This is a genomic window from Sediminicola arcticus, from assembly GCF_040566695.1.
GTDB classification, from domain to species: Bacteria; Bacteroidota; Bacteroidia; order Flavobacteriales; family Flavobacteriaceae; genus Sediminicola; species Sediminicola arcticus.
In genome coordinates, this window is sequence record NZ_JBEXAE010000006.1 from 162,908 (window position 1) to 187,611 (window position 24,704).

At 38.2% G+C, this 24,704-nt stretch carries 25 protein-coding genes; 12 read left to right on the forward strand and 13 right to left on the reverse strand.

From position 1 onward, the window contains the following. Window positions 1-42: 42 nt before the first annotated feature. Window positions 43-264, forward strand: a complete 222-nt coding sequence (locus tag ABXZ36_RS13145; protein ID WP_354616137.1) for a hypothetical protein — start codon at window positions 43-45, stop codon at window positions 262-264. Continuing rightward, a complete protein-coding gene (locus ABXZ36_RS13150; RefSeq protein WP_354616138.1) occupies window positions 234-524 on the forward strand; it encodes a hypothetical protein in 291 nt (96 codons plus the stop codon). The genes ABXZ36_RS13145 and ABXZ36_RS13150 overlap by 31 nt, the downstream gene beginning before the upstream one ends. A gap of 38 nt (window positions 525-562) precedes the next feature. Here the strand turns inward: ABXZ36_RS13150 and accD are convergent, their stop codons facing one another. The 3 genes from accD to tamL are packed head-to-tail and all read right to left on the reverse strand — an operon-like array spanning window position 563 to window position 5,182. After that, window positions 563-1,429: an acetyl-CoA carboxylase, carboxyltransferase subunit beta gene (gene accD, locus ABXZ36_RS13155; RefSeq protein ID WP_354616139.1), complete on the reverse strand. Its 867-nt coding sequence runs from the start codon at window positions 1,427-1,429 to the stop codon at window positions 563-565. A gap of 34 nt (window positions 1,430-1,463) precedes the next feature. After that, complete coding sequence (gene fbaA, locus ABXZ36_RS13160; RefSeq protein WP_354616140.1) at window positions 1,464-2,531, reverse strand: class II fructose-bisphosphate aldolase; 1,068 nt, start codon at window positions 2,529-2,531, stop codon at window positions 1,464-1,466. A gap of 59 nt (window positions 2,532-2,590) precedes the next feature. Next, on the reverse strand, window positions 2,591-5,182 hold the full coding sequence (gene tamL / locus ABXZ36_RS13165) for a translocation and assembly module lipoprotein TamL (protein WP_354616141.1): 2,592 nt from the start codon (window positions 5,180-5,182) through the stop codon (window positions 2,591-2,593). 24 nt (window positions 5,183-5,206) lie between these two features. Here tamL and ABXZ36_RS13170 point away from each other — a divergent pair, with 24 nt between their 5' ends. Beyond that, window positions 5,207-5,926, forward strand: coding sequence for a TrmH family RNA methyltransferase (locus tag ABXZ36_RS13170; protein ID WP_354616142.1), 720 nt, complete (start codon window positions 5,207-5,209; stop codon window positions 5,924-5,926). Between the two features lie 8 nt (window positions 5,927-5,934). On the opposite strand, the gene porT is transcribed toward ABXZ36_RS13170, so the two are convergent. Together porT and ubiE are read right to left on the reverse strand one after the other, a co-directional pair. Continuing rightward, window positions 5,935-6,630 (reverse strand): type IX secretion/gliding motility protein PorT/SprT, encoded by a 696-nt coding sequence (porT, locus tag ABXZ36_RS13175; protein WP_354616143.1) that lies wholly within the window; start codon window positions 6,628-6,630, stop codon window positions 5,935-5,937. A 4-nt stretch (window positions 6,631-6,634) separates the two neighbouring features. Continuing rightward, a complete protein-coding gene (gene ubiE / locus ABXZ36_RS13180) occupies window positions 6,635-7,363 on the reverse strand; it encodes a bifunctional demethylmenaquinone methyltransferase/2-methoxy-6-polyprenyl-1,4-benzoquinol methylase UbiE (protein WP_354616144.1) in 729 nt (242 codons plus the stop codon). Between the two features lie 270 nt (window positions 7,364-7,633). Here ubiE and trkA point away from each other — a divergent pair, with 270 nt between their 5' ends. Together trkA and ABXZ36_RS13190 are read left to right on the forward strand one after the other, a co-directional pair. Further along, window positions 7,634-8,983, forward strand: coding sequence for a Trk system potassium transporter TrkA (gene trkA / locus ABXZ36_RS13185; protein ID WP_354616145.1), 1,350 nt, complete (start codon window positions 7,634-7,636; stop codon window positions 8,981-8,983). A gap of 1 nt (window position 8,984) precedes the next feature. Continuing rightward, the gene (locus tag ABXZ36_RS13190; protein WP_354616146.1) at window positions 8,985-10,475 is read left to right on the forward strand and encodes a TrkH family potassium uptake protein; all 1,491 of its coding nucleotides are present in this window, start codon (window positions 8,985-8,987) and stop codon (window positions 10,473-10,475) included. 57 nt (window positions 10,476-10,532) lie between these two features. Here ABXZ36_RS13190 and ABXZ36_RS13195 read toward each other — a convergent pair whose 3' ends face one another. After that, window positions 10,533-11,717 carry a pyridoxal phosphate-dependent aminotransferase gene (locus ABXZ36_RS13195; RefSeq protein ID WP_354616147.1) on the reverse strand — a complete coding sequence of 395 codons (1,185 nt, stop codon included), beginning with the start codon at window positions 11,715-11,717 and terminating at the stop codon, window positions 10,533-10,535. A gap of 13 nt (window positions 11,718-11,730) precedes the next feature. Further along, window positions 11,731-12,834: a fatty acid desaturase family protein gene (locus ABXZ36_RS13200; protein WP_354616148.1), complete on the reverse strand. Its 1,104-nt coding sequence runs from the start codon at window positions 12,832-12,834 to the stop codon at window positions 11,731-11,733. 109 nt (window positions 12,835-12,943) lie between these two features. On the opposite strand from ABXZ36_RS13200, the gene rsmG reads away from it, so the two are divergent. Further along, window positions 12,944-13,579, forward strand: a complete 636-nt coding sequence (rsmG, locus tag ABXZ36_RS13205) for a 16S rRNA (guanine(527)-N(7))-methyltransferase RsmG (RefSeq protein ID WP_354616149.1) — start codon at window positions 12,944-12,946, stop codon at window positions 13,577-13,579. Window positions 13,580-13,904: 325 nt separating this feature from the next. Here rsmG and pruA read toward each other — a convergent pair whose 3' ends face one another. The 6 genes from pruA to ABXZ36_RS13235 form a co-directional block, all read right to left on the reverse strand. Next, the gene (pruA, locus tag ABXZ36_RS13210; RefSeq protein WP_354616150.1) at window positions 13,905-15,536 is read right to left on the reverse strand and encodes an L-glutamate gamma-semialdehyde dehydrogenase; all 1,632 of its coding nucleotides are present in this window, start codon (window positions 15,534-15,536) and stop codon (window positions 13,905-13,907) included. Between the two features lie 83 nt (window positions 15,537-15,619). Next, the gene (apaG, locus tag ABXZ36_RS13215; RefSeq protein ID WP_354616151.1) at window positions 15,620-16,006 is read right to left on the reverse strand and encodes a Co2+/Mg2+ efflux facilitator ApaG/CorD; all 387 of its coding nucleotides are present in this window, start codon (window positions 16,004-16,006) and stop codon (window positions 15,620-15,622) included. 509 nt (window positions 16,007-16,515) lie between these two features. After that, complete coding sequence (locus ABXZ36_RS13220) at window positions 16,516-16,797, reverse strand: hypothetical protein (protein ID WP_354616152.1); 282 nt, start codon at window positions 16,795-16,797, stop codon at window positions 16,516-16,518. After that, the gene (locus ABXZ36_RS13225) at window positions 16,797-16,904 is read right to left on the reverse strand and encodes a DUF3667 domain-containing protein (RefSeq protein WP_354616176.1); all 108 of its coding nucleotides are present in this window, start codon (window positions 16,902-16,904) and stop codon (window positions 16,797-16,799) included. Before ABXZ36_RS13225 ends, ABXZ36_RS13220 begins: the two co-directional genes overlap by 1 nt. Before the next feature lie 71 nt (window positions 16,905-16,975). Then, entirely contained in the window at window positions 16,976-17,125 is a 150-nt protein-coding gene (locus ABXZ36_RS13230; protein WP_354616153.1) for a hypothetical protein, read from the reverse strand. 29 nt (window positions 17,126-17,154) lie between these two features. Further along, entirely contained in the window at window positions 17,155-18,399 is a 1,245-nt protein-coding gene (locus ABXZ36_RS13235; RefSeq protein WP_354616154.1) for a type IX secretion system plug protein, read from the reverse strand. 152 nt (window positions 18,400-18,551) lie between these two features. On the opposite strand from ABXZ36_RS13235, the gene ABXZ36_RS13240 reads away from it, so the two are divergent. The 6 genes from ABXZ36_RS13240 to nqrF are packed head-to-tail and all read left to right on the forward strand — an operon-like array spanning window position 18,552 to window position 24,651. Then, a complete protein-coding gene (locus ABXZ36_RS13240) occupies window positions 18,552-19,904 on the forward strand; it encodes a Na(+)-translocating NADH-quinone reductase subunit A (RefSeq protein WP_354616155.1) in 1,353 nt (450 codons plus the stop codon). Between the two features lie 3 nt (window positions 19,905-19,907). After that, window positions 19,908-21,176 carry an NADH:ubiquinone reductase (Na(+)-transporting) subunit B gene (locus tag ABXZ36_RS13245; protein WP_354616156.1) on the forward strand — a complete coding sequence of 423 codons (1,269 nt, stop codon included), beginning with the start codon at window positions 19,908-19,910 and terminating at the stop codon, window positions 21,174-21,176. 2 nt (window positions 21,177-21,178) lie between these two features. Continuing rightward, window positions 21,179-21,931: a Na(+)-translocating NADH-quinone reductase subunit C gene (locus ABXZ36_RS13250; RefSeq protein ID WP_354616157.1), complete on the forward strand. Its 753-nt coding sequence runs from the start codon at window positions 21,179-21,181 to the stop codon at window positions 21,929-21,931. 3 nt (window positions 21,932-21,934) lie between these two features. Next, on the forward strand, window positions 21,935-22,582 hold the full coding sequence (locus tag ABXZ36_RS13255; protein ID WP_354616158.1) for an NADH:ubiquinone reductase (Na(+)-transporting) subunit D: 648 nt from the start codon (window positions 21,935-21,937) through the stop codon (window positions 22,580-22,582). Window positions 22,583-22,606: 24 nt separating this feature from the next. Further along, complete coding sequence (gene nqrE, locus ABXZ36_RS13260; protein ID WP_354616159.1) at window positions 22,607-23,341, forward strand: NADH:ubiquinone reductase (Na(+)-transporting) subunit E; 735 nt, start codon at window positions 22,607-22,609, stop codon at window positions 23,339-23,341. A 2-nt stretch (window positions 23,342-23,343) separates the two neighbouring features. Next, window positions 23,344-24,651, forward strand: coding sequence for an NADH:ubiquinone reductase (Na(+)-transporting) subunit F (nqrF, locus tag ABXZ36_RS13265; RefSeq protein ID WP_354616160.1), 1,308 nt, complete (start codon window positions 23,344-23,346; stop codon window positions 24,649-24,651). Window positions 24,652-24,704: the final 53 nt, after the last annotated feature.

Consider the following 24,704-nt stretch of genomic DNA (forward strand, 5'->3'; position numbering starts at 1 on the left):
CTACAAGGTATCATCTTTTTAAGCTACGCCAAGGATATGGAAATGGCCACCAAAACCATAAATCGTTCCCTGGAGGACTTTACCTTTAATGGCGTGGCTGTGGAAGGAAGTTCTAGGCTAGTAAGAATGCGTTCTAATGATAATGGAAATCCGCAATCCGAAGCCGTTGCTAGTTATAGTGGGTTATGGCCCGATGGCGGTACCGCCAGCTTTACGACCAATAGGACTAGGGAGTGGTTAGAAGGCTATGGTTCAGGTTTTTGAGAGATAATGTGTTTTTAATTTCGGGCCAGGGTACCTATACTGGAAAAATCAGGAACGTCTGTGCCAAAGAAATTGTCACCATTTTGCGCAGGGAAGCGTCCTGTAGGTTTATTTTAAGTGGTGTATTGGCGATTTCCAAAAATGATGCTACCGCGAGTCTAGATTTTGGCGATGGTAGTTGTGACTCCAAAGGGCTGCTTACCTATTCTAATGGCGATATGAGGGAAATTTTCTTAAGAAGGTTAATAGGAATTAAATAGAATAAAAAAGCCCTGATGGAAACATCAGGGCTTTTTTATTATGCTTGTTTTCTGATTGGATTGTTTTGAATCAAATCTATATAATTATTGATCTTTCTTTTTAGATCTCTACGGTGAACAATGAAGTCTAAAAATCCGTGTTCTTTGAGAAATTCTGCAGTTTGGAAATCTGCCGGTAATTCTTTTCCGGTGGCTTCTTTAACTACTCTGGGGCCTGCAAAACCAATTAATGCACCAGGCTCCGAAATATTGATATCTCCCAGCATGGCATAGGATGCAGTGGTCCCTCCCGTTGTGGGATCTGTGCATAAGGAAATGTAAGGTAGTCCGGCTTCTGCCAATTGTGCTAGTTTAGCCGATGTCTTGGCTAGTTGCATTAAAGACAGGGCGGCTTCCATCATACGAGCACCACCAGACTTGGAAATCATAACAAAAGGTAATTTATTTTTGATGGAGTAATCAATTCCCCTTGCTATTTTTTCTCCTACCACACTCCCCATGGATCCACCAATAAAGGCAAAGTCCATACAGCAGATCACAACTTCCTTCCCTAAAGATTTACCAACACCAGTCCTAACAGCATCGTTTAGTCCTGTTTTGGCCTGTGCGGCTTTCAATCTTTCAGAATATTTTTTAGTATCCTCAAAATTTAAGGGATCCTTGGATGTTAATTTTGCATCTAATTCTTTGAACTTGTTGTCATCAAATAAGATTTGAAAATATTCCTTGCTGCCAATTCTTACGTGGTAATCATCTTCGGGGCTCACATAAAAGTTTTTGGCCAATTCATCTGCCTCTACAATTTTACCCGTGGGAGATTTGTACCATAACCCTTTTGGGGTATCCTTTTTCTGATCGGTGGCGGTCTGTATTCCTTTTTCTTTTCTTTTAAACCAAGACGACATAGGCTGAATATTTAAATAAGACGGTTACTGGGTCTTATAATGTGTTAACGTTATTTAAATCTTCGAAAGCTTTCTTCAATCTTTCTACAAATGTTTTTTCGCCTTCGCGTAACCAAACTCTAGGGTCGTAATACTTTTTGTTAGGCTCGTCTGATCCGTTTGGATTTCCAATTTGAGATTGTAGGTAGTCTTTTTTATCTTGTATGTAATCTCTGATCCCTGTTAGAAACGCATATTGCAAATCTGTATCAATGTTCATTTTGATAACCCCGTAACTAATACCTTCACGGATTTCTTCTACGGTAGATCCAGAACCGCCATGGAAAACAAAATCAATATGATTGTGCCCTACATTGTATTTTTTAGAGATATACTCCTGTGAGTTCTTCAAAATTTTTGGGGTCAGTTTTACGTTTCCTGGTTTGTAAACACCATGAACGTTACCAAAAGCAGCTGCAATGGTAAATCTTGGGCTTATTTTAGAAAGCTCTTCATAAGCATAGGCAACCTCTTCTGGTTGAGTGTACAATTTAGAATCATCTACATCCGAATTGTCAACACCATCTTCCTCACCACCTGTGATTCCCAATTCAATCTCCAAGGTCATTCCTATCTTACTCATTCTCGTAAGATATTTTTTGCAGATTTCAATATTTTCTTCGATTGGTTCTTCGGAAAGATCAATCATATGAGAGCTGTACAATGGTTTTCCGGTTTCAACGAAATATTTTTCACTGGCATCCAAAAGCCCGTCTATCCAAGGCAATAATTTCTTGGCGCAATGATCTGTATGTAAGATTACGGTAGCTCCATAGGCTTCAGCCAATTCATGAACGTGCTTTGCTCCAGCTATAGCACCTAATATGGCCGCTTTTTGTCCGTCATTTGACAAACTTTTACCAGCGTTGAACTGAGCACCTCCGTTAGAAAATTGTATAATAACAGGGGCATTTAAACTGGCAGCAGTTTCTAATACACCATTAACAGTGTCAGAACCAATTACGTTTACTGCGGGTAATGCAAACCCTTTTTCTTTTGCGTATTTAAAGATTGCTTGGACTTCATCACCCGTAGCAACTCCTGGTTTAATATTATGAGCCATAATTTTTTATGTATTTGTTTCTATGAATCGAATCTACAAAAGTAAGAAAATTATTAGGTCTAAAAAGGATAATTTATACCTATGTTGAACACGGCGTTGCCAAAGTTATAGTCTCTGAACCATCTTTTGGAACCTTCTTCCGCTGGATTATACGTTTTAAAACCAGTGTCTAAGCGAAAAACAAAGTATGTGAAATCGTAACGAAGTCCAAAACCAGTTCCAAGGGCAATATCAGCGAAAGATCCTAAATTGTTAAATGTAGCCTCCGGATTTCCTACGTCATCAAAAACGTTCCATATATTACCCGCATCGGCAAAAAGAGCACCTTTTACATCCCCTGCAATGGGAAAGCGATATTCCAAGTTAAAAGCTAATTTTAAGTTAGCCTCGTTAAAGTCATTTAAATTTTCTGTGGTACCAGGTCCAAGGGAATATGCGTTCCATGCCCTATTATCGTTAGATCCCCCAGCAAAATAACTACGAACAAAAGGGATGTTACTAGAATTACCATAAGGCACAGCCAACCCAAAAAAGCTCCTAAAAGCAATTACATTGGATCGGGAAATATCCCAATGTTTGATGTAATCGAATTCTGTTTTTATATATTCGGAGTAGGGTACCCCAAAAACCAAATTTTGTCCATTGTCATTTTGATTGAAGGGTATTACATTTTCCAGGGCAGACAGTAAAGCACCCGCACTCTCAAATTTCATCCTGAATTGATAAAATTCGGTATCGCTAATGCCCTGTTTGTTGTTTTTGGTGAACGTATAGTTGCCGGCAAAAATGAGGTTGTTTTCTGTAAGCCTTACCCTGCGCTCTTCTAAGCTTCGTACATCACTGAAGTCCGTGGAAGATTGGGGGGCCAGTCCGTTTTCCAATATAGCCTCGGTAAAACCTGTTGTTCCGTCTGGGATGGCCAATTCTAAGTTATCGTCATTATTTGGGTCCTCAAAAAAAGTGGCCAAACTAGGATCCGATTCATAGTTATCTGCAATGTTATCCAAGAGTTCATAACTGTTGTTGTAGACATTGTAGTACCTATCTGGGTTCAAATTTCTAACATATTGTATGTTGAGCAGTTCAATGTTGTGATTTTTAGTTTCAGAAGGGGACCAGTTATACCCGTAAATAGTGTTCAGGGTTTGTTTGTCCAACCCAATATTCTTTTGAAAACTGGTTCCAATGGTTATTTTGGTCTGGGGCAACATATAATAAGGGATGATCTTTTTGGTGCTTACAAAGGGCAACCAAAGCCTTGGAAAATTAAGATTGATATCACCGCCAATTTCTGTAACGTACTTCTCATCAGATAGGGAGGCGTCGCTTAAAAGACCTACTGATCCCCTAGCTGAGAAGCTCAAGGTTTCTGCACCTCCGAATACGTTTCTCGTCACTAGGGAGGAACTAAATGCCAAGCCAGCATATTGAATATTGGAATGAGTAACATCCGTATCCAATTGTAGGGAGTATTTGGGCCTTGCCGAGAGATAGATGTTGGCATCTATCTTACTCTGAGTACTGTCCACAATAAAATCAATATTGGGGTATTTAAAAGTATTCAGGTTTGCAATTTGCCTATAGGTACGTATCCTGTCCAATTCTCTATAAATACTGTCTTTTTTGATGAATATGGCATCTGTGAGCGCCTTAGGTTTGTACCGCAACTTCCCTTTGTAATAAATAGTGTAATTGTTGTAATCTATAGACTGTAGAGAATCTTCATCCGTATTAAATAGGTAATCAGCATAAATGTTGACCTTCTTGAACCTATGCACATAATATTTGGAAGTGGTCACCGTGTTTTCGTCTCGTTTTCTGAGATCTTCGATACTCATTGCTACATTTAATTTTTGGTCACCGCTGGCCTTGGTGGTGTCCCTTAGTATCTCATAAGAAATGGAGCTTTCCTGAAAACCGTATATCCCAGTATTTCTGAAGATATTGGTGAGACGTTCCCGCTCATTGTTAAAATCTGAAATATTGAACTGCCTCCCACTTTTTACTAATGAACCCTTGCCATTTAATTGGTAGATGGAATCTATTGCTGTAGAAGATATATTTTTTGAAAAGGTGTCAATCATAAATGGGTCTCCCAAAGTTAATTGGTAATCTATAGCCGCGCGCTGTTTTCTTTTGCTACTGTCCAGAACATAGGTTGCATTGGCGTTAAAATATCCTTTGCCCCCATAATAGGCCTTTAGTCGCTCCAAGGATTTTCGGGTTCTAGAGGTGTCTATGATCACCGGGGCTTCCCCTATTTGTTTTAACCATTCACTGTACCCTTTTACCAAAAACGATTCCCCAAGTTTGGTCACTTGTTTTTTGGACAAAAGGTTGTTAAGATGTTCTTCCCTTTTATCATTTTTATGTAACCAAACCTGATAGGAAGAATCGGGATTTTTTTTTGCTAGATTATAGAGATGTAATCGCAAAGGATATTTTAAAAGGGTGCTATTCGGTTTTTGTACGATAAGGCTTTGAGCATCTTCACTAGAGACTTTTTCTCCATCGGCATGAATGGTGTTTCTCGTCAATAAAAGCTCATCTTCGGCCACCCTTTTAAGTGCATTACAGGAGGTAATTGCGATACCTAGCAATAATAAACCTATTTTTGCGCTGTGATTTTTTAAACTAAAAAGGGTCTTCATAGAGATCAAAAATACATTATTTGTATGGTTGTTAAAAGCCAAATAAAATTTATAAAAAACCTACAACAAAAAAAGTACCGAAATGAACATCAGTTGTTTGTTGCAGAGGGTGTAAAGTTAGTGAGGGAGCTATTGGAATCAGATTTTGGGGTATATGGGATTTATACTACCGATCTTGGATTGGTGAAGAAATCGGAGTTGGTGCATCTGATATCCGAAGTTGATCTACAAAAAATGAGCGGCCTAAAGTCACCTAATAAAATTATTGGTGTATTTCACTATCCCAAAGAAAGGGATATACTTATTACTGACTGGGTAGTGGTTCTGGATGATGTGCGGGATCCTGGTAATTTAGGGACCATAATTAGATTGTGCGATTGGTTTGGTATTGATCAATTGGTGTGCTCCTTGAATACAGTGGATTGTTTCAATCCAAAAACCTTGCAAGCAACAATGGGGTCTCTTGGCCGAATGAATATCTTTTATACCGATGTGATCCATTTTCTGAAAAACACCACCTTGCCTATTTATGGGGCGTTTATGAATGGAACAACTGTTTATGAGGAACAGTTTCCAGAAAATGGTGTTTTAGTTATGGGTAACGAAGCAAATGGTGTAAGTGCAGAGGTTGAAGCCTTGATCGCTAAAAAAATCGCCATTCCTCAATTCGGGAAAAGTAATACCGAAAGTTTGAATGTTGCCACGGCCACGGCCATACTTTTAAACGAAATAAGAAGAAGATAATGTAAGCTCTATTCAAAAGTAAAATTCACAAAAAGGCCTCTAGTTTTCATCGATTCAATATTACCTGTCCAAGGGCTGTTAGGGTCGTTATCCCTAATGAGTTCATCTGTGAGACCAAACACACCCCTGATAGATGGGGTGAATTTAAAATACTCGGTATAAAATTCGATTCCAAAACCCATTTCATAGGCATAGGTGTTTTTTTTCATTCTAAAAGTACCACCGCTATTATCATCCAAGCTCGCCTCATTACTGCCTAAATTTAAGGAAGAGGAAACACCACTAATTAAAAAAGGTTTCCAGTTCCCTAAGCGCTTAGTACTAACCTTTAATAATAATGGAAAGTTTACGTAAGTAGATTTCACCTCCCTGATGGCATCATTTTCACTAGTGAATCCCGGAAATCCTAAAAGGCGCGAGGTATAGGTGAGTCCAGGTTCGAATCTAAGGTCTAAAAATTCATTGATACGGAATTCTCCAATAAGTCCTACATTAAAGCCTATGGATTTTTGGACTAAGACATCGCCAAGGTCATTTTTGTAATCGAACTTAAAATCATATTGATTAAAGCCAAGGTAGTACCCCCAGTTTAATGGGTGTTTATCTTCGTTTTCCAAATTCAGTACAGGTTTTTCATTGAACTGAGCCCTAGAGGCGAAGCCGCATAGAATAACTCCTAGAAAAAGAAAAAATTTAATTTTCATACGCCTATTTTGTAGCAATATAGATGGATGCGACCCCAAAGGTTTGGGGTTTATTCGCTACTCCTATAAACCCAATTTTTTCTAAAATATTGTTGAACTCCTGGCCATGTGGAAAAACAGCAGCCGATTCGGATAAATAAGCATAGGCAGAGTCGTCCTTAGAGAACAATCGTCCTATTTTTGGAAGGATATTTTTTGTGTAAAAATAATAACCTTGTTTAAAAGGGGTTTTGGTAGGGACTGAGGTTTCCAAGACGACAAAGGTGCCTCCAGATTGTAAAACCCTATATATTTCTGCCAAGCCTTTTTCTAGATTGTCAAAATTTCTTACGCCAAAAGCTACAGTAACCGCATCGAAGGTGTTTTCCTGAAAAGGCAGATCTTCACTGTCTCCTACCACCATTTCTATGGTATTCGTCAACTTCTTCTCATTGATCTTTTTTTTGCCCACCTCTAGCATTCCCTTAGAAATGTCCAGGCCTACTATTTTTTTTGCGCCGGTCTCCACTAGGTTAATGGCCAAATCTCCTGTTCCAGTGGCAATATCCAATATGTTTTGAGGTTGCTTGGCCTTTAGTATAGCAACCACACGTTTTCTCCATTTTATGTCGATCCCAAAGGAGATAACCCTATTGAGGCCGTCATAATTCGCAGAGATTGTATCAAACATTTTTGTAACCTGTTCCTTTTTTCCAAGTGGAGAATCCTTGTATGGGGTTACTTTTTTGCTCATAACAACATTTTTTTGCAAAGATACTATAAAGACGCAATCTAGGAGGTAGATCGTTTAGTTTATCCAATAAACCGATACCGTGTTCGTATTTCCTTGATGAATTAAATAGGATGAGTATAAATTTATGTAATTTTGCAGAGCAGAATTTGTAAAAATTTTATCAAAAAAGTTAAATAATAGCTAAAGCATAACTTTTTAGAAAATTTCTTTTTACTGTAATTTATACTTCAACGTTTACTCGGATTTATGAAAAAACAAGGTATTTAACGAATGAAAATTATAATTGCGGGAGCAGGTGAAGTAGGTTTTCATTTGGCAAAATTACTCTCATACGAATCTCAAGATATTACTTTAATAGACACCAACAAGGACAGTCTGGCCTATGCAGACAGCCATTTAGACATTCGCGTTCTTAAAGGGGATGCCACTTCCATAGCGGTATTAAAGGATGCGCAAGTAGATCGCTCCGACCTTGTTATTGGTGTAACGGCTTCGGAAACTACTAATCTTACCTTGTGTCTTTTGGCAAAGCAGTTGGGGTGTAAGAGAACCATAGCTAGAATTTCCAATGCGGAATTTATTCACAATAAAGATGCTATCAAGTTCTCAGAACTCGGTATAGATGAGTTAATATCCCCAGAAGCCTTGGCTGCAACAGAAATACAGTTGTTGCTAAATCAATCAGCTTTTAACAACACCTATGAATTTGAGGACGGCGCCTTGATTATGGTTGGTGTTTCTTTGCCAAAACAAGCGCCCTTTGTAGGGAAAATGGTAAAAGATGCAGCAAAGATATTTCCAGAGCTTCATTTTATGCCTATTGCCATACAGCGCACAGGTACGCAGTATACTTTGATTCCTAGAGGGGATACCGAGTTTAAATCGGAAGATCAGGTATATTTTATTACCTCAAAAGAGGGGGTGGATGAGTTGTACAAATTAACTGGGAAAGAAAAGACAGAAATTAAGAATGTAATGATTCTTGGAGGGAGTAAGGTTGGTTATAAAACAGCTAGAGACCTTTGTATAAATAAGTTCAACGTAAAATTGATAGAAAAGGATAAGGAAAAAGCTTTTGATCTTGCCGATGAACTTCCCAACGCCCTAATCATTAATGGTGATGGAAGGAATGTAGAATTGTTGGAAGAAGAAAACCTAGAGGCTATGGATGCCTTTGTAGCGGTTACCGGTAACTCAGAAACCAATATCATGTCTTGTTTGGTTGCCAAATCCAAAAACGTAAAAAAAACCATAGCCTTGGTTGAGAATATGGATTACTTTCAGCTATCGCATTCTATTGGAATAGATACCCTCTTAAATAAAAAGTTGTTAGCAGCTAATAATATTTTCAGGCACATACGAAAAGGGGAAGTTGTAGCTCTTACACGTCTTAATAATCTTAATGCTGAGATTCTTGAATTTATAGTAAAACCTACTTCACAGGTTAATGGAAAGATAATTAGAGAACTCGATTTTCCAAGAGAAGCTACTATAGGAGGTGTTATAAGGGAAGGAAAAGGAATTATCGCATTGGGTGATTTTAAAATTGTTCATGGGGATAGGGTAGTGGTATGTTGTTTGCCAAGCTCCATTCCAAAAATTGAAAAGCTGTTTTTATAAGATGGCTTTAAACTCAAAAATAATCGTTCACCTCATGGGACTGCTATTGCTCTGCAATGGTTTTTTTATGCTTATTGCGGCTTTTGTGAGCGGTATCTATAAAGATGGGGTGACCTTGGATATTACCTTAGCGGCCATAGTAACCATGTTAGTGGGAGTGGTTTCTATGTTTTTTACTAGGAGCCATAAGAAAGAGGTCAAACGCAAAGAGGGATACATCATTGTAACCTTTGGTTGGTTGGTGATGTCTATTTCTGGTATGTTGCCCTATTTGTTTTCAGGTGCAATCCCCGATATTACCAATGCCTTTTTTGAAACCATGTCTGGGTATACCACTACGGGTGCATCCATTATGGATGATATAGAAATTATGCCAGAAGGTATTTTGTTCTGGCGTAGCCTTACCCATTGGATAGGAGGAATGGGGATCATTGTTCTTGCCATAGCTATATTGCCGCTGTTGGGTATTGGAGGAATGCAGCTATTTGCTGCCGAAGCTCCGGGTCCAACGGCCGATAAACTGCATCCAAGGATTACCGATACTGCTAAAAGATTGTGGCTTATTTATTTTGGTTATACAATGGCTGAAACTATTTTATTAAAGTTAGCAGGGATGTCTTTTTTTGATGCAATTAACCATTCTTTAGCTACCATGTCCACTGGAGGCTTCTCCACAAAAAATGCTAGCCTAGCGTATTGGAACAATCAACCTCTTATTCAATATATTGTCATCTTATTTATGTTTTTGGCGGGAAGCAATTTTGTGCTTAGTTATTACGCCTTTAAGGGTAAGGTGCAGAAGGTTATTAAGGATGAAGAATTTAAGTTTTATCTCATTTTTGTAATAAGTTTTACGATAATTTCGGCTTTGGTCATTTATTTTAAGGCAAACGTTCCTTCGTCAGAATATCATCCTATGGTATTAGGACCTGCTGAAGCGGCTTTTAGGCATTCTCTTTTTGCGGTAATTACAGTTATTACTACCACAGGATTTGTCTCTGCAGATTTTACGAGTTGGACACCCTTTTTAACCATTATGTTTTTTGGACTATTTTTCTTGGGAGGCTCGGCGGGTTCAACTGCAGGAGGTATCAAAATAATGCGACATTTATTAATCATTAAAAATGGTCTTCTCGAATTTAAGAGGACCTTGCATGTGAATGCCATCATCCCTGTACGTTATAATAATAAGACCGTTAAGGAGCATATCGTTTATAACGTTATTGCTTTTTTTGTGTTGTATATGCTCTCTTTTATTATTGGGGCTTTAGGTTTGGGATTCATGGGGTTAGACTTTGAATCGGCCATTGGAGGTGCAGCTTCTTCTCTGGGTAATGTAGGACCTGCTTTAGGAAGCCTAAATCCATTGAGTAACTTTAGTTCGCTACCAGCAGTGGGTAAATGGTGGTGTGCATTTCTCATGTTACTAGGAAGACTGGAACTTTTTACAGTACTTATTTTATTCACACCCTATTTTTGGAAGAAGATATAATATAAAAAAAGCCTGCGTTAGCAAGCTTTTTTTATGTATTAAATATTTTAGACTTTCCTAAACAACTGCTTTTATTCTAGCCATCGCTTCTTTAAGTTCCTTTTCTGATGCCGCATAAGAAATGCGAATACAGTCAGGATTACCAAAAGCTTCCCCAGTTACTGTAGCCACATTGGCATGTTCTAAAAGGTAAAGTGCAAAATCTGACGCATTGTTTATGATGCTGCCTTTTAAAGTCTTTCCAAAAAAGCTGGAAATATTAGGAAAAACGTAAAATGCACCTTCAGGAACATTTAATTTAAATCCGTCTATTTCGCCTAATAGTTCCAAAACCAAATCACGTCTTTTATGGAACTCATCAATCATGTACTGAATTTTGCTAACTGGAGCATTTAGGGCAGCTATTGTTGCACGCTGTGCAATGGCGTTGGCCCCACTGGTGATCTGACCTTGGAACTTTGTACAGGCCTTGGCAATCCAATCTGCTGCGCCAATATAACCTATACGCCATCCGGTCATAGCAAATGCTTTAGAAACACCGTTAACGGTAATTGTTCTTTCGTACATCCCATCTATAGAGGCAATGCTTGCGTGACCACCTATAAAATTGATGTGTTCGTAAATTTCATCAGAAATAATAAAGATATTCGGGTATTTTCTTAAAACAACGGCAAGCCCTTCCAATTCTTCCTTACTATATACAGAGCCACTTGGATTGCATGGAGAACTAAACCAAATCATTTTAGTTTTTGGTGTAATTGCTTTTTCCAGCTGTGCTGGAGTCATTTTAAAATCACTTTCAATGCTTGTAGGAACTTCTACAGGCACACCTTCTGCGATCTTCACTATATCACTATAACTTACCCAATACGGTGCAGGCAATATAACTTCGTCACCGGCATCTAACATCACCATGGCAACATTAGCCAAAGACTGCTTAGCTCCTGTGGATACAACAATCTGATTGATGCTGTACTCCAAGCCATTATCCCTTTTGAACTTATTGGCAATTGCTTGTTTTAGATCGGCATAACCGTCTACGGGAGAATAGCTGCTGTAATTGTCATCTATAGCTTGTTTTGCAGCATCCTTAATAAAATCAGGAATATTGAAATCTGGTTCTCCTAAACTTAGTCCAATGATGTCCTTGCCTTCACTTCTAAGTTCCCTAGTCTTTGCAGCCATCTCCAAAGTGGCGGATGTAGCCATGTTTGTAATCCTTTCAGATAAATGATTCGTCATTCGTAGTTTAAATTTACTGGTACTGAAGATTAGGTTTTTTGCCCAATTCCTTTAAATGTTTGAAATGCGAAATTATAGCTTTTCTTGTAGTTTTATATTCGTTGTACGGTAAATTAAATTCTTTTGCTGTTTGTTTAACAATTTCGGAGATTTTTGTGTAATGTATATGACTGATGTTTGGAAAAATATGATGTTCTACCTGATGGTTTAACCCACCTGTAAACCAGTTAACAACGCGGTTTTTAGTTCCAAAATTGACAGTGGTAAACAATTGATGAATGGCCCATGTATTTTTCATGGTACCACTCTTGTCTGGTAACGGTGTTTGCGCATCATTGACAATATGTGCCAATTGGAAAACTACGCTCAAAACAACTCCTGCCACGTAATGCATAACAAAGAATCCCAATAAAATTTTCCACCAAGCAATATCTAAAATCAACATGGGTAGCACGATCCAAATGGTAGCATAAATAATTTTGGTGATCACCAAGGTACTCCAATTAGTTGCCGGACTAGGTAATTTGCCATAGGATAGTTTGCGTTTCATGTAGCGGTACATCTGCTGAAAATCCGTAGTAATGGCCCAGTTAAAAGTTAAAAGACCGTAAAGAAGTACAGAATAAAAATGTTGAAACCTGTGGTATTTGCGCCATTCGGCGTGTTTAGAAAATCTTAAAATACGGCCAGCTTCCAAATCCTCATCATGTTCATGGATGTTGGTATAAGTATGGTGCAAAACATTGTGCTGTACCTGCCAATTGTAAACGTTACCTGCCAAGATATAGATGCTGCTTCCCATGACCTTATTTACCCATTTTTTGGTGGAATAAGATCCATGGTTCCCATCGTGCATTACATTCATTCCAACGCCTGCCATTCCAACGCCCATGACAATTGTCAGCAGTAAATTTGCCCAATTGGGTAATCCTAAGGTTAAAATTAGAAAATAAGGTGCCAAGAACAGGGCAAACATTACCCCTGTTTTAAGATGCAACCGCCAATTTCCGGTTTTCTTGATGTTGTTATCTTTGAAATAGTCGTTTACACGCTTATTTAAGGTTCTGAAAAATTGGGCAGAATCCTTCCTTGAAAAGCGAATGGTTTCTTTATCCATTTATATGTGTTTTTTTGTAAAGATAACATAATTACGAACTAAAAGTGCTAAAATGGTACTTTACAAAGCCCGTATTGTGCTATTTTTACCAAAAATTTAACCCAATATTATGGCTGTTGACCTCATTTTTAAATATTTCCCAACACTATCCAACGAACAGAAGGATCAATTTGCCAAACTGCAGGAATTGTACAAGGATTGGAATCAAAAGATAAACGTGGTATCCAGAAAAGATATAGACGAGTTGTACTTACGCCACGTGCTTCATTCATTAGCTATTGCCAAAGTGCAGCAATTTAAACCAGGGACCACTGTGTTAGATGTGGGAACCGGTGGTGGTTTTCCGGGTATTCCCCTAGCCATACTGTTTCCAGAGACACATTTTACGCTAGTAGATGCCATCGGTAAAAAAATTAAGGTGGTAGAAGAGGTAGTGGAAGGCTTAGGGATCACCAATGTTACTGCTAAAAACATGAGGGTGGAGGAATTAAAGGGACAATTCGATTTTATTGTAAGCCGCGCCGTTGCTGCGATGCCTACCTTTGTGCATTGGGTAAAAGGAAAGGTTAAAAAGAACTCTGTCCATGAGCGTAGAAATGGGATTCTATATCTAAAAGGAGGAGATTTAACAGAGGAATTGGCAGACTATAAAACGGTAGAAATAATAAATTTACCCGACTTCTATGAGGAGGAATTTTTTGACACCAAAAAGGTAGTATATCTGCCCATGAAATTTAAGGGCTAATACTATAGGCTCAATAGATTGTAGTAAGATTCCTTGTAATTTTTTGCATACCTCTTAATTAGGTTTCCAATATGGCTAAAAAAATTAAAGATTTTTTGCGGCTCATTTTTTATCCGTTTTTCTTCCATGATTTTTCAGTATTTAAAGGTCTTAGGTTACTTTAGGAACGTAAAATTGATCATGAAATTATCCTTATTGGAGCTTTGTTTTAAGGGGTGGTTCTGCTTTTAAGGATATGTGATATTTTGGAAGGGTGTGGGCGAAATAAAAAAATCCGCTAGGAGAATAACACCTAGCGGACCTTATATGAAAATACTTCAATTTTTTATTCTCCTAAGAAAGGATATCTATAGTCTTCAGGAGTTACGAAGGTCTCCTTGATCAATCTAGGGGAAACCCATCTTAGTAGATTCTGAGGTGAACCTGCCTTGTCGTTTGTGCCTGATGCTCTTGCTCCACCAAATGGCTGCTGTCCTACAACTGCTCCTGTTGGTTTGTCGTTGATATAAAAGTTCCCGGCGCAATTTTGTAATGCTTTGGTGGCTTCATCAATGGCGTAACGATCTCTGGATAATACGGCGCCTGTAAGGGCATATTCTGAGGTAGAATCCACTAGTTTTAGCGTATTAGACCAATCTTTATCCTCATATACGTATATAGTTACCACAGGACCGAACAATTCTGTTTCCATGGTAGTGTATTTTGGATCCGTCGTCAAGATAACTGTAGGCTCAATAAAATATCCTTTGGACTTGTCATATCCTCCCCCAGCTATTATTTCGGCATTGGTATCTGCCTTCGCCTGGTCTATGTACTTGGCTAATTTATCAAAAGATCCTTCGTGGATAACAGCGGTAATAAAATTACTCATATCCTCTGGAGTGCCTGGCTTTTTAATGGAGGCCAAATCCTTTTTCACCAACTCCAATATTTCTTTAGAAGTAGATTTAGGTAAGTATACCCTAGATGCAGCACTACATTTCTGTCCTTGGAATTCAAAAGCTCCTCTCACGATAGCTGTAGCCACTTGTTGTGGTTTGGCAGTAGGGTGTGCGAGGATGAAATCCTTACCTCCAGTTTCACCGACAATTCTTGGATAGGTCTTATAGGTATGAATGTTGTTTCCTATTTGCTTCCAGATTTCTTTAAAAACATGTGTAGAACCTGTAAAGTGCAACCCTGCAAAATCAGGACTCGCTAAGGCAGTTTCGGTAATCATCACGGGATCTCCATAAACAACATTGATAACACCGTCAGGAAGGCCTGCCTCTTTAAAGATATCTACGATTACCTTTGCTGAGAAAATTTGACTATCACTAGGTTTCCATAAAACGACATTCCCCATCATGGCGGCACTTGCTGGCAAGTTTCCTGCAATAGCTGTAAAGTTGAAAGGGGTTATGGCATATACAAAACCTTCCAATGGTCTATATTCCACTCGGTTCCAAATGCCTTCAGCAGAATCTGGCTGCTCTTCGTAAATCTGTGACATGTATTCCACATTAAAACGAAGGAAATCTATAAGTTCGCAAGCGGCATCAATTTCAGCTTGAAAAATGTTCTTGGATTGCGCTATCATAGTAGCGGCATTTATCTTTGCACGGTAAGGTCCAGCAATAAGTTCTGCTGCCTTAAGGAAGATGGCTGAACGCTGCTCCCAAGTAAGGTTGGCCCAAGCTTCTCTGGATTCCAGAGCATTTTCAATGGCTTTGGAAACATGCTTTTTTTCTGCCAGATGATATTGGCCTACAACATGCTTATGATCGTGTGGTGGTGACATTGGTCTGGTATTCCCAGTTTTAATTTCCTCACTACCAATATATAGTGGTACGTCTACATTTCCATCGAAATAGGTCTTGTATTGTTTAAGAACGGCTTCCCTTTCTGGGGTTCCTGGAGCATAACTCTTTATCGGCTCATTAATTGCTGTGGGGACATGAAAAAATCCTTTACCCATGGTGCTTTTATTTTAAGTTAAAATCGTATCAAAGATACTAAATGAAAAATCTACTAAAAACTAAAACGGAGTAAATCAGGAATTTAATTCAAGGCAAAGGGGGCACTGAATTTAAAAGTGGGTACATAAACCCTAAATTTTTCTGTAGAAGTAAAATTAACCATGTTGTAGTGTCCTTTCATGGCGCCTATTGGGGAAGCTAAAAGACATCCGGAACTATAAGTGTGTGATTCTCCAGGTTTAATTACTGGTTTTTTACCGATAACCCCTTCTCCGTCCAAAATTTCCAATTCATTAAGCGCGTCATAAATCCTCCAATGGCGAGAAGTCAATTGCACGGAATCCTTACTTTGGTTTTCAATGGTGATGGTGTAGCCAAAGGCAAAATGCATCTTATAGTTTTTGAAGAAGGTTCCCTCAAAACTAGTGGATACAGAAATTTTAATGCCTTTTGTTACTTGGGTGATCATGGTCTTTTAATAGGTAAAAATAGTTCCCGTAAACAGGATTATTACTGATATGGACGCTAAAATAAAGAAAACAGTGTTAATAATCAGATATTTAACAAAAGTTTTAAATCTTCCCCGCCCGTAAAAGTTTAGCATAGGCTTATAAACATAAACATAAACATAAACAGAGAAAACAAGGAGAAAAATCCAACCAGTGTCTGTCCTGAAAATAGCGTCTATGGCAAAACTAATAATTAGCAATATAAACAACAACTACTGAATGTGAAAGCTAAAGATTAGATGTTCGATGTAATTGTATTTTTTTCTGATATACATCAGCCAAATGAATAAAGCAAATACTGGTAAAAGAAGAAAATAAGAAATGCAATTTTAGATATTAGTAAATTTAAATAGGTTCCTGGCTGATCAACTGCCCTTATAAGGCTTTTGGCAAGATTAAAGGATTTTCTATTTTGATAATTTTCGGGTATATTGAATTCTTCCTTTGCATCCTCAAATTTTTTTAAACGCTATTTCTTTATCAGAGTCATAAAGAAATAGGTCTTTGTATAAAAACGCTCTAGATAAGAATGGGTATTCAAGGAGTCAAAATACCGCTGTAGATTAGCAAGGATGATGGAGTCCTTAGATTTTGTGAGCCAATAATAAGCCAAGACCTTTTGAATAGAATCGGTTTTTCTTGTTTCTTCATTTTGTTCTTGTAATGTTGCTAAATTAGAATGAATCTCATTAATATTGGGAATGCTTTCCATATCATCCATAGAGGTGAAATCATCGGAATAACCGAACATTATAAAAACATAATAGCTAGGCTCAGTAAAAAACGGAAGGGATTGGTGTAGGAGACTCTTTGTCCTTTTAGATAATCTTTAGTAATCTTGCCAGGATGTAACAACATGGCAGTTAAAGTCTTAAATAATTTGGAGTCGTACGATATGATACTCCCAAAAAACTCACTCACAAAATCTTTTAAGGATGGTTTTTTGGTGCTAGGTATTTGTGAGCAATTTGGGCAGTATTTGTTGCTAAATCTAGGATATGACCACAAGTAAGGCATTCTGTTCCCCTAAACTTTAATGGGTGTTGGTCTATGGAGTAGTTGGTTGGTAATTCTTCCATAACAGCTCTTGGTTAAAAGGAATCAAATTTTAGTTGCTGATGTTTCTTGAATTAGCAGAACCAATGCCAATGATACTATCGTATAAATCTCCAAAATTTCTGTAATAGACCAATATCATATAATTGTTTTCGGTAAAATGAAAATTTCCCGAAACCGTGTTAAAATCAAGATCACCTTCTGCTCTTTTGATAACGTATTTATAGTTATGAAAGCCTTGCTTCATTTCAATCATCGCCTCCATATACCCACTTTGGTCATTGTAGGTCATTTTGTTCTCATCTGTCATTTCATAATTATTGAATTTTCCTATAACATATACTTCATCCAGACCTATTTCTGGGGTATAGGGTAAGAAAAAATGTACGATGGAATATTCTGCTTCCCTAGAAGAATCGTCACCTTGAAGGGTTCTAATGACAAAATCCCCATTGATATCGGGATAATACGTATACGGGCGCTGATCTCTAAAAATGTCGGGAAAAAGATAATGGTTATAAAGTCTGTCCATTTCTATGCGCGAAATCACGGCACTGGGAGCTCTAAGGTCTTTGGTGTCAAAATTCAGGTATTCGTTCCCGCCATAAAAACTAGTTTCCTGATCGTATTTATAGACTAATTCATTGCCAATAGTAAACTGAGGGGGAATATTATAAAGGGCAGATGGCCAGTAATTGTTTTGCAGGATAGCCACTTTTACTTCCTTTTTTGGGTTGACCAATTGTATGCCAGATGCTCTTATATTGAACTGGACTACTTGTTTTTCATCTATATAATTGAAATCTCTTGAGCGTTTTACTGTAGCGCCCACTGAAACTAAATCTTGATAGATAATAAATTTTCTTGAAAAGACAATCTCATAAGAGTCGTTGTAAACCTCAAGCATATAGTTGCCACTTACAGTTGGTCTTACATTTTGGTTGGGAATGGTTAGTCTGTAATTGGAGTAGGCCTGGAGGGTATTATAGCTATTTTCGTAATCTATGATCCTTTGATTATCAACACCGCTTAAGTATTGCGATTTTAAAAGGGTAGAAGGTGTCCAGTCGTAATCGCATAGAATAATTTTATAATAATAGTCCGCTTCGCGGGCGGTTAAATCATCAAACTCTAAAAAGATAGGCTCCCCTAATTTTACAACAGGGAATTGGTCATCTGTATTTCCCTTAAAAATGATGGTTTTTATATTTTTCGGAGGATTTACTTCTTCCAATACCTGTCCAAAGAGCATTGGGCTCGCTAAAAGAAGTATAAGCTGTTTAACAATAAGGCGCATTTGTATTGTGTTTTTTAAGTAAAAGTAAACAAAAAGGATGCCCAAAAAATTAACAAGGACCCAATCCCTAAATTTATGAGCAATAATTATGAAAACTTTCTTTTAAATACTAAATTTGCATCCAAATTTTGTTAACCTAAGGTCTACAATATATGTCTAAAGACATTCGAATTAAAAAAGGCTTAAACATTAATCTTGTTGGTGCAGCGGAACATGAAACTTCTAAAGCCGTTTTAAGTAATGTTTATTCAATTAATCTTCACGATTTTCACGGAGTTACTCCGAAACTATTGGTAAAACAAGGCGCTGAGGTAAAAGCTGGCGAACCGCTTTTTTTTGATAAGAATCAAGAAGGGGTGAAATTTGTTTCGCCTGTAAGCGGAGAATTGGTGGAAGTTGTTAGAGGCGAGCGCAGGAGAATCCTGTCACTTAAGATTCTTGCAGATAAAACGCAGGAATTCATGGCACATAAACCTTTAAATTTAGAAGGAGCGTCTCCGCAGGATGTTAAAACGTTTTTATTAAATGGTGGCGTTTGGCCATTTGTAAGACAAAGGCCTTATGATATTATTGCAGATGCCGAAGTAACTCCAAAGGGTGTTTTTATCTCAGGGTATGTTACGGCTCCATTAGCAGCTGATTTGGATTATGTGTTGCAAGGAAAGGAAAAAGAGCTACAAGCTGCTATCACTGCCTTAGGTAAACTGACCTCAGGGAAGGTGCATGTGTCAGTTGGAAAGTCTTCCAACTCTCCATTGGCCGGGTTAAAGGGTATTGAATTGCACAAAATGTCAGGACCTCACCCAGCAGGCTTGGTAGGTACATTGATTAATAGGATAGATCCTATCAATAAAGGAGAGGTAGTTTGGACTATAGCTCCCCAAGATTTAGTGATCATAGGGGAATTGTTGTTGACAGGAAAATTCAATGCTGAACGAACTATTGCTTTGGCGGGCTCATCTGTAAAAGCTCCTAAATATTACACTACTAAAATTGGGACAGAGATTTCTACTTTTCTTTATGCCAGTGGCGTAAATAATGAAAACATTAGGGTGATCAACGGAGATGTACTCACGGGTTCTCAAACTAAACCAGATGGTCATTTGGGATATTATAATAACACCGTTAGTGTTATTCCAGAGGGAGATGATTATGAATTTTTTGGTTGGAACAAGCCAGTATTCGATAAAATCTCATCTACTAGGGCCTTGACATTCTCTTGGATGTTCCCAAATAAAAAATATGATCTTACAACAAATACCAATGGTGAGCACCGTGCTTTTGTTTTAACTGGCAAATATGAGGAGGTTTTCCCTTTAGATATTTATCCCTTGCAATTGCTTAAAGCATGTATGATAGGGGATTTAGACGAAATGGAACAATTGGGATTGTATGAGGTGGCTCCAGAAGATTTTTCATTAACGGAGTTTATTTGTATATCCAAACAACCCCACCAGCAGATCATCAGGGAAGGATTGGACTTATTGTATAAAGAAATAGGATAGGAGATGAGTTTAAAAAATAATTTGCACAATTTAAAGGAGAAGTACAAGGGCAAGAAAATGGCTCCTGCGTTCAACGCATTGCATACTTTTTTGTACACTCCAAATGAAACAACACATTCTGGTTCTCACGTTCGCTCAGCGGATGATTTAAAAAGAACAATGAACACGGTGATAATCGCATTATTACCTGTGCTGCTTTTTGGAATTTTCAATGCAGGATACCAGCATTATGCTGCAGTAGATGCTGCTAACGGGGTGATTCGTCAAGCGTCACTACTTGGAAACTTCTTGACTTGGGACAATTTTATCATGGGAGCATGGACCGTATTGCCATTGGTAGTTGTGTCTTATGTAGTTGGACTTGCTGTAGAGTTTGTCTTCGCTGTGATCAAAGGTCATGAGGTAGAAGAAGGATATTTGGTTACAGGTATGCTGGTTCCCTTGATTGTACCTATAGATACCCCATTATGGATGTTGGCTGTTGCCGTTGTCTTCGGAGTTGTTATAGGAAAAGAAGTTTTTGGTGGTACTGGGATGAATATCTTAAACCCAGCATTGACGATTAGGGCTTTCTTGTTTTTTGCCTATCCTACCTGGATGAGTGGTGATAAGGTGTGGGTTCATGAAGCTGTTGAAAGAGCAGGTACTGCAGATGCAATTTCTGGTGAAACGGTATTGGGATACTTGGCACAGGGTAGGGGAAGTGAAATTTCTTATTCCGTTTCTGATATGTTCTTCGGTTTTATTCCAGGTTCTGTTGGAGAAACTTCTACGATATTAATTTTGTTGGGAGGACTATTCTTGATCTTTACTAAGATTGCTAGCTGGAGAATTATGGTAAGTGCCGTATTAGGGGCTTTGGCAATGGGTCTTATTTTCAATGGGGCCGTAAACGCTGGATGGATCACAGAGAGTAGTAAGTTTTATGGTTTAATGAGCTTTGATTTCTGGCAACATCTTATCGTTGGTGGTTTGGCTTTTGGTATTGTTTATATGGCGACGGACCCTGTAACTGGTTCGCAAACTGACAAAGGAAAATGGTACTATGGATTTTTTATTGGATTTATTTCGGTAATGATAAGGGTGTTTAACCCAGCTTATCCAGAAGGAGTTTTCTTAGCTATTTTATTGATGAACGTATTTGCTCCTACTATAGATCATTACGTCATACGAGGAAATATTAACAAGCGTCTTAAGAGATTAAAGAACGCCAACATTTTACCAAAGGATGTACATGGTGAAGAAAAGAAACTAAAAGTTGAAACAGTTTAATTATGGCAATTAATACAGATAAAAACGTTTATACCGTTGCCTTTGCTGCTGTAATGGTTGTTGTTGTTGGGGCAGTATTGGCTTTCGTAGCCTCATCCCTAAGTGCAAAAATCAGCCAAAATGAGAAGTTGGAAAAGCAACAGAACATTTTGTACGCTATGGGCATTAACGAAAATGTGGACGAAGGTAGTGTGAACTTTGTGCCAACGGATAAAGTGGCAGAGGAGTTCAATAAATATATTACGGAGCAAATCGTAATCGAGGGTTCGGAAATCACCGAAGATGATGAAGCCTATTTGATCAATTTAAAACAACAAGAGACTGCTGCCAAAAATGGTAAGACTAGAAAACTTCCCTTGTTTATAGGGGAGAAAGAAGGTAAAAAATTCTATATCATCCCAATGTATGGGAAAGGACTATGGGATGCCATTTGGGGATTTGTATCCTTAGATGAGAATTTGATCGTGCAAGGTGTTTATTTTGATCATAAAGGTGAAACTCCAGGTCTTGGAGCTAACATCAAGCAGCGTTACTTCATGGATGATTTCAAAGGTGAATCTATTCTTGACGGTACTGAATATGCAGGTATAAAAGTTGCAAAGGGGAATAATGACCCTATTAATAACACAAAAGACGATAACGAGGTTGATGCTCTTGCAGGTGCTACTATTACTGGAAACGGTGTTAGTGCCATGATCAAAGAAAGTGTAAACCTTTACAAAAGTTATTTGGAAACCATAAGAGCTAAAAATTAAAACATGGCACTACTTTCTAAAAGAGATACCAGTCTTATACTGGACCCACTGGCAGATAACAACCCTATTACCATACAGGTATTGGGTATCTGTTCAGCATTGGCAATTACTGCAGAACTAAAGGCCTCCATAGTTATGGCGGTTTCTGTTATGTTCGTTTTAGGTATGGGTAACGTGGTAATTTCATTGTTGCGTAATATTATCCCCTCTAAAATTAGGATTATCGTTCAATTGGTGGTGGTTGCTGCCCTGGTAATTGTTGTGGATCAAGTGTTAAAGGCTTTCGCTTATGAATTGAGTAAGACGTTATCGGTTTTCGTTGGGTTAATCATTACCAACTGTATCATTATGGGTCGTTTTGAGGCATTTGCCTTGGGTAACGGGCCATGGAGATCTTTTTTGGATGGTATTGGTAATGCTGCTGGATACGGTTTAATATTAATTGTTGTTGGTTTTTTCCGGGAATTGTTAGGTTCTGGAACACTGCTAGGAATAAAGGTATTAGGGGATCCTATTACTAAGTCAGGATTGTACAGTATTGGATATGAGAATAATGGATTCATGTTACTTTCGCCAATGGCCCTTATCGTCGTTGGTCTTATCATATGGGTGCAACGTTCTAGGAACAAAGCCTTAATTGAAGAAAACTAGTAGTTACTTAAAAAGAACAATGTTATGTTAGAACATGTAGAATTATTCTTTAAATCCATATTTATAGACAATATGGTATTTGCCACATTCCTTGGGATGTGTTCCTACCTAGCGGTATCCAAAAAAGTGACTACTGCTGTGGGTCTTGGAGCTGCTGTTATCTTTGTATTGGCGGTAACAGTTCCAATGAACTGGTTGTTGGACCAATATATATTGAGAGATGGGGCACTGGCCTGGTTGGGACCGGAATATGCGGACTATAACTTAAGCTTTTTATCATTTATTCTATTTATTGCCACTATAGCAACTATGGTGCAATTGGTAGAAATAGTAGTAGAAAAGTTTTCGCCGGCACTTTACAACTCTCTTGGGATATTTCTACCATTGATCGCGGTTAACTGTGCTATATTGGGAGGGTCGTTATTTATGCAATCTAGGGATATCCAAACATTGGGTCTAGCATTTAACTACGGACTCTCTTCTGGTATTGGATGGTTCCTAGCAATTTTGGCCATTGCTGCTATTCGTGAGAAAATCAGATACTCTAATGTTCCAGCCCCATTAAGAGGTCTAGGAATAACCTTTATCATCACAGGACTTATGGCTATTGGCTTTATGAGTTTTGGTGGGATGCTAACGGGTGGTGATGAAGCCCCTAAAGAAGCAACGGAGACCACTGCCCAAAAAGTGGATGAAAATAAAATAAAAAAAGAAGCCAAGGAGAATACGGTTTCTTACAACAATGCTATAAATAAATAAGAATGATTTTAGCTACAAGTACAGTTGGAACAATTGTCATAACCGTAGTGGCCTTTATGGTGCTATTGTTACTATTGGTTACACTTTTGTTGTTCACAAAGGAGAAATTATCTCCTTCAGGACCTGTGACCATTACCATCAATGGTGAAAAGAAGATTGAGGTGGGTTCTGGGAACTCCTTGTTATCCACTTTGGGTAACCAAAAGATATTTCTTCCTTCTGCATGTGGAGGTGGTGGTACCTGTATTCAGTGTGAGTGTCATGTGAATTCTGGTGGTGGGGAAGCTTTGCCAACAGAAACACCGCACTTCTCAAAAAAGGAATTGAACGCAGGAGCACGTTTGGCTTGTCAAGTGAAGGTGAAACAAGATATGGATATTACCATTCCTGAAGAAGTATTTGGGATTAAGAAATGGGATGCGACCGTCGTTAGAAATTATAACGTAGCCTCTTTCATCAAGGAATTCGTAGTACAAATACCAGAGGACATGCCTTATAAGGCTGGGGGTTATATTCAAATCGAAATACCCGAATGCGAAATTAAGTATGCAGACATAGATATCACGGCACACCCTGAAGAGCATGAGACACCGGATAAGTTTCAGGCCGAGTGGGATAAATTTAATTTATGGCCATTGTCCATGAAAAATCCGGAAACAGTGGAAAGGGCCTACTCTATGGCTTCTTACCCTGCTGAGGGAAGAGAGATCATGTTGAACGTGCGTATCGCTACCCCACCATGGGACAGGTCTAAGAATGGATGGATGGATGTTAATCCTGGTATTGCTTCCTCCTTTATATTTGCCCAAAAACCTGGGGATAAAGTCATTATTTCTGGACCTTATGGTGAATTTTTCATTAACGAGTCAGAATCAGAGATGTTATATGTTGGTGGTGGAGCAGGAATGGCGCCAATGCGTTCGCACTTATACCATCTATTCAAAACTTTAAAAACAAATCGTAAAGTCACCTATTGGTACGGAGGTCGTTCTAAGAGAGAACTGTTCTACTTGGATCATTTTTATAGGTTGGAGAATGAATTTCCAAATTTCAAGTTCTATATGGCTCTTTCCGAACCGATGCCAGAAGATAATTGGAAGGTAAAAGAGAATATAGATGCCCCAGGAGATGGTTTCGTAGGATTTATACACAATTGTGTTATTGATAACTATTTAAGCCATCACGAAACTCCTGAGGATATTGAGTTGTATTTCTGTGGTCCTCCATTGATGAACAAAGCGGTTCAAAAAATGGGTGAAGATTATGGAATTCCAGATGAACATATCAGGTTTGATGATTTTGGAGGATAATAGCTCCTTAGTAAGAATGACTAATATTTTAAAAACCGATATTTCTGATATCG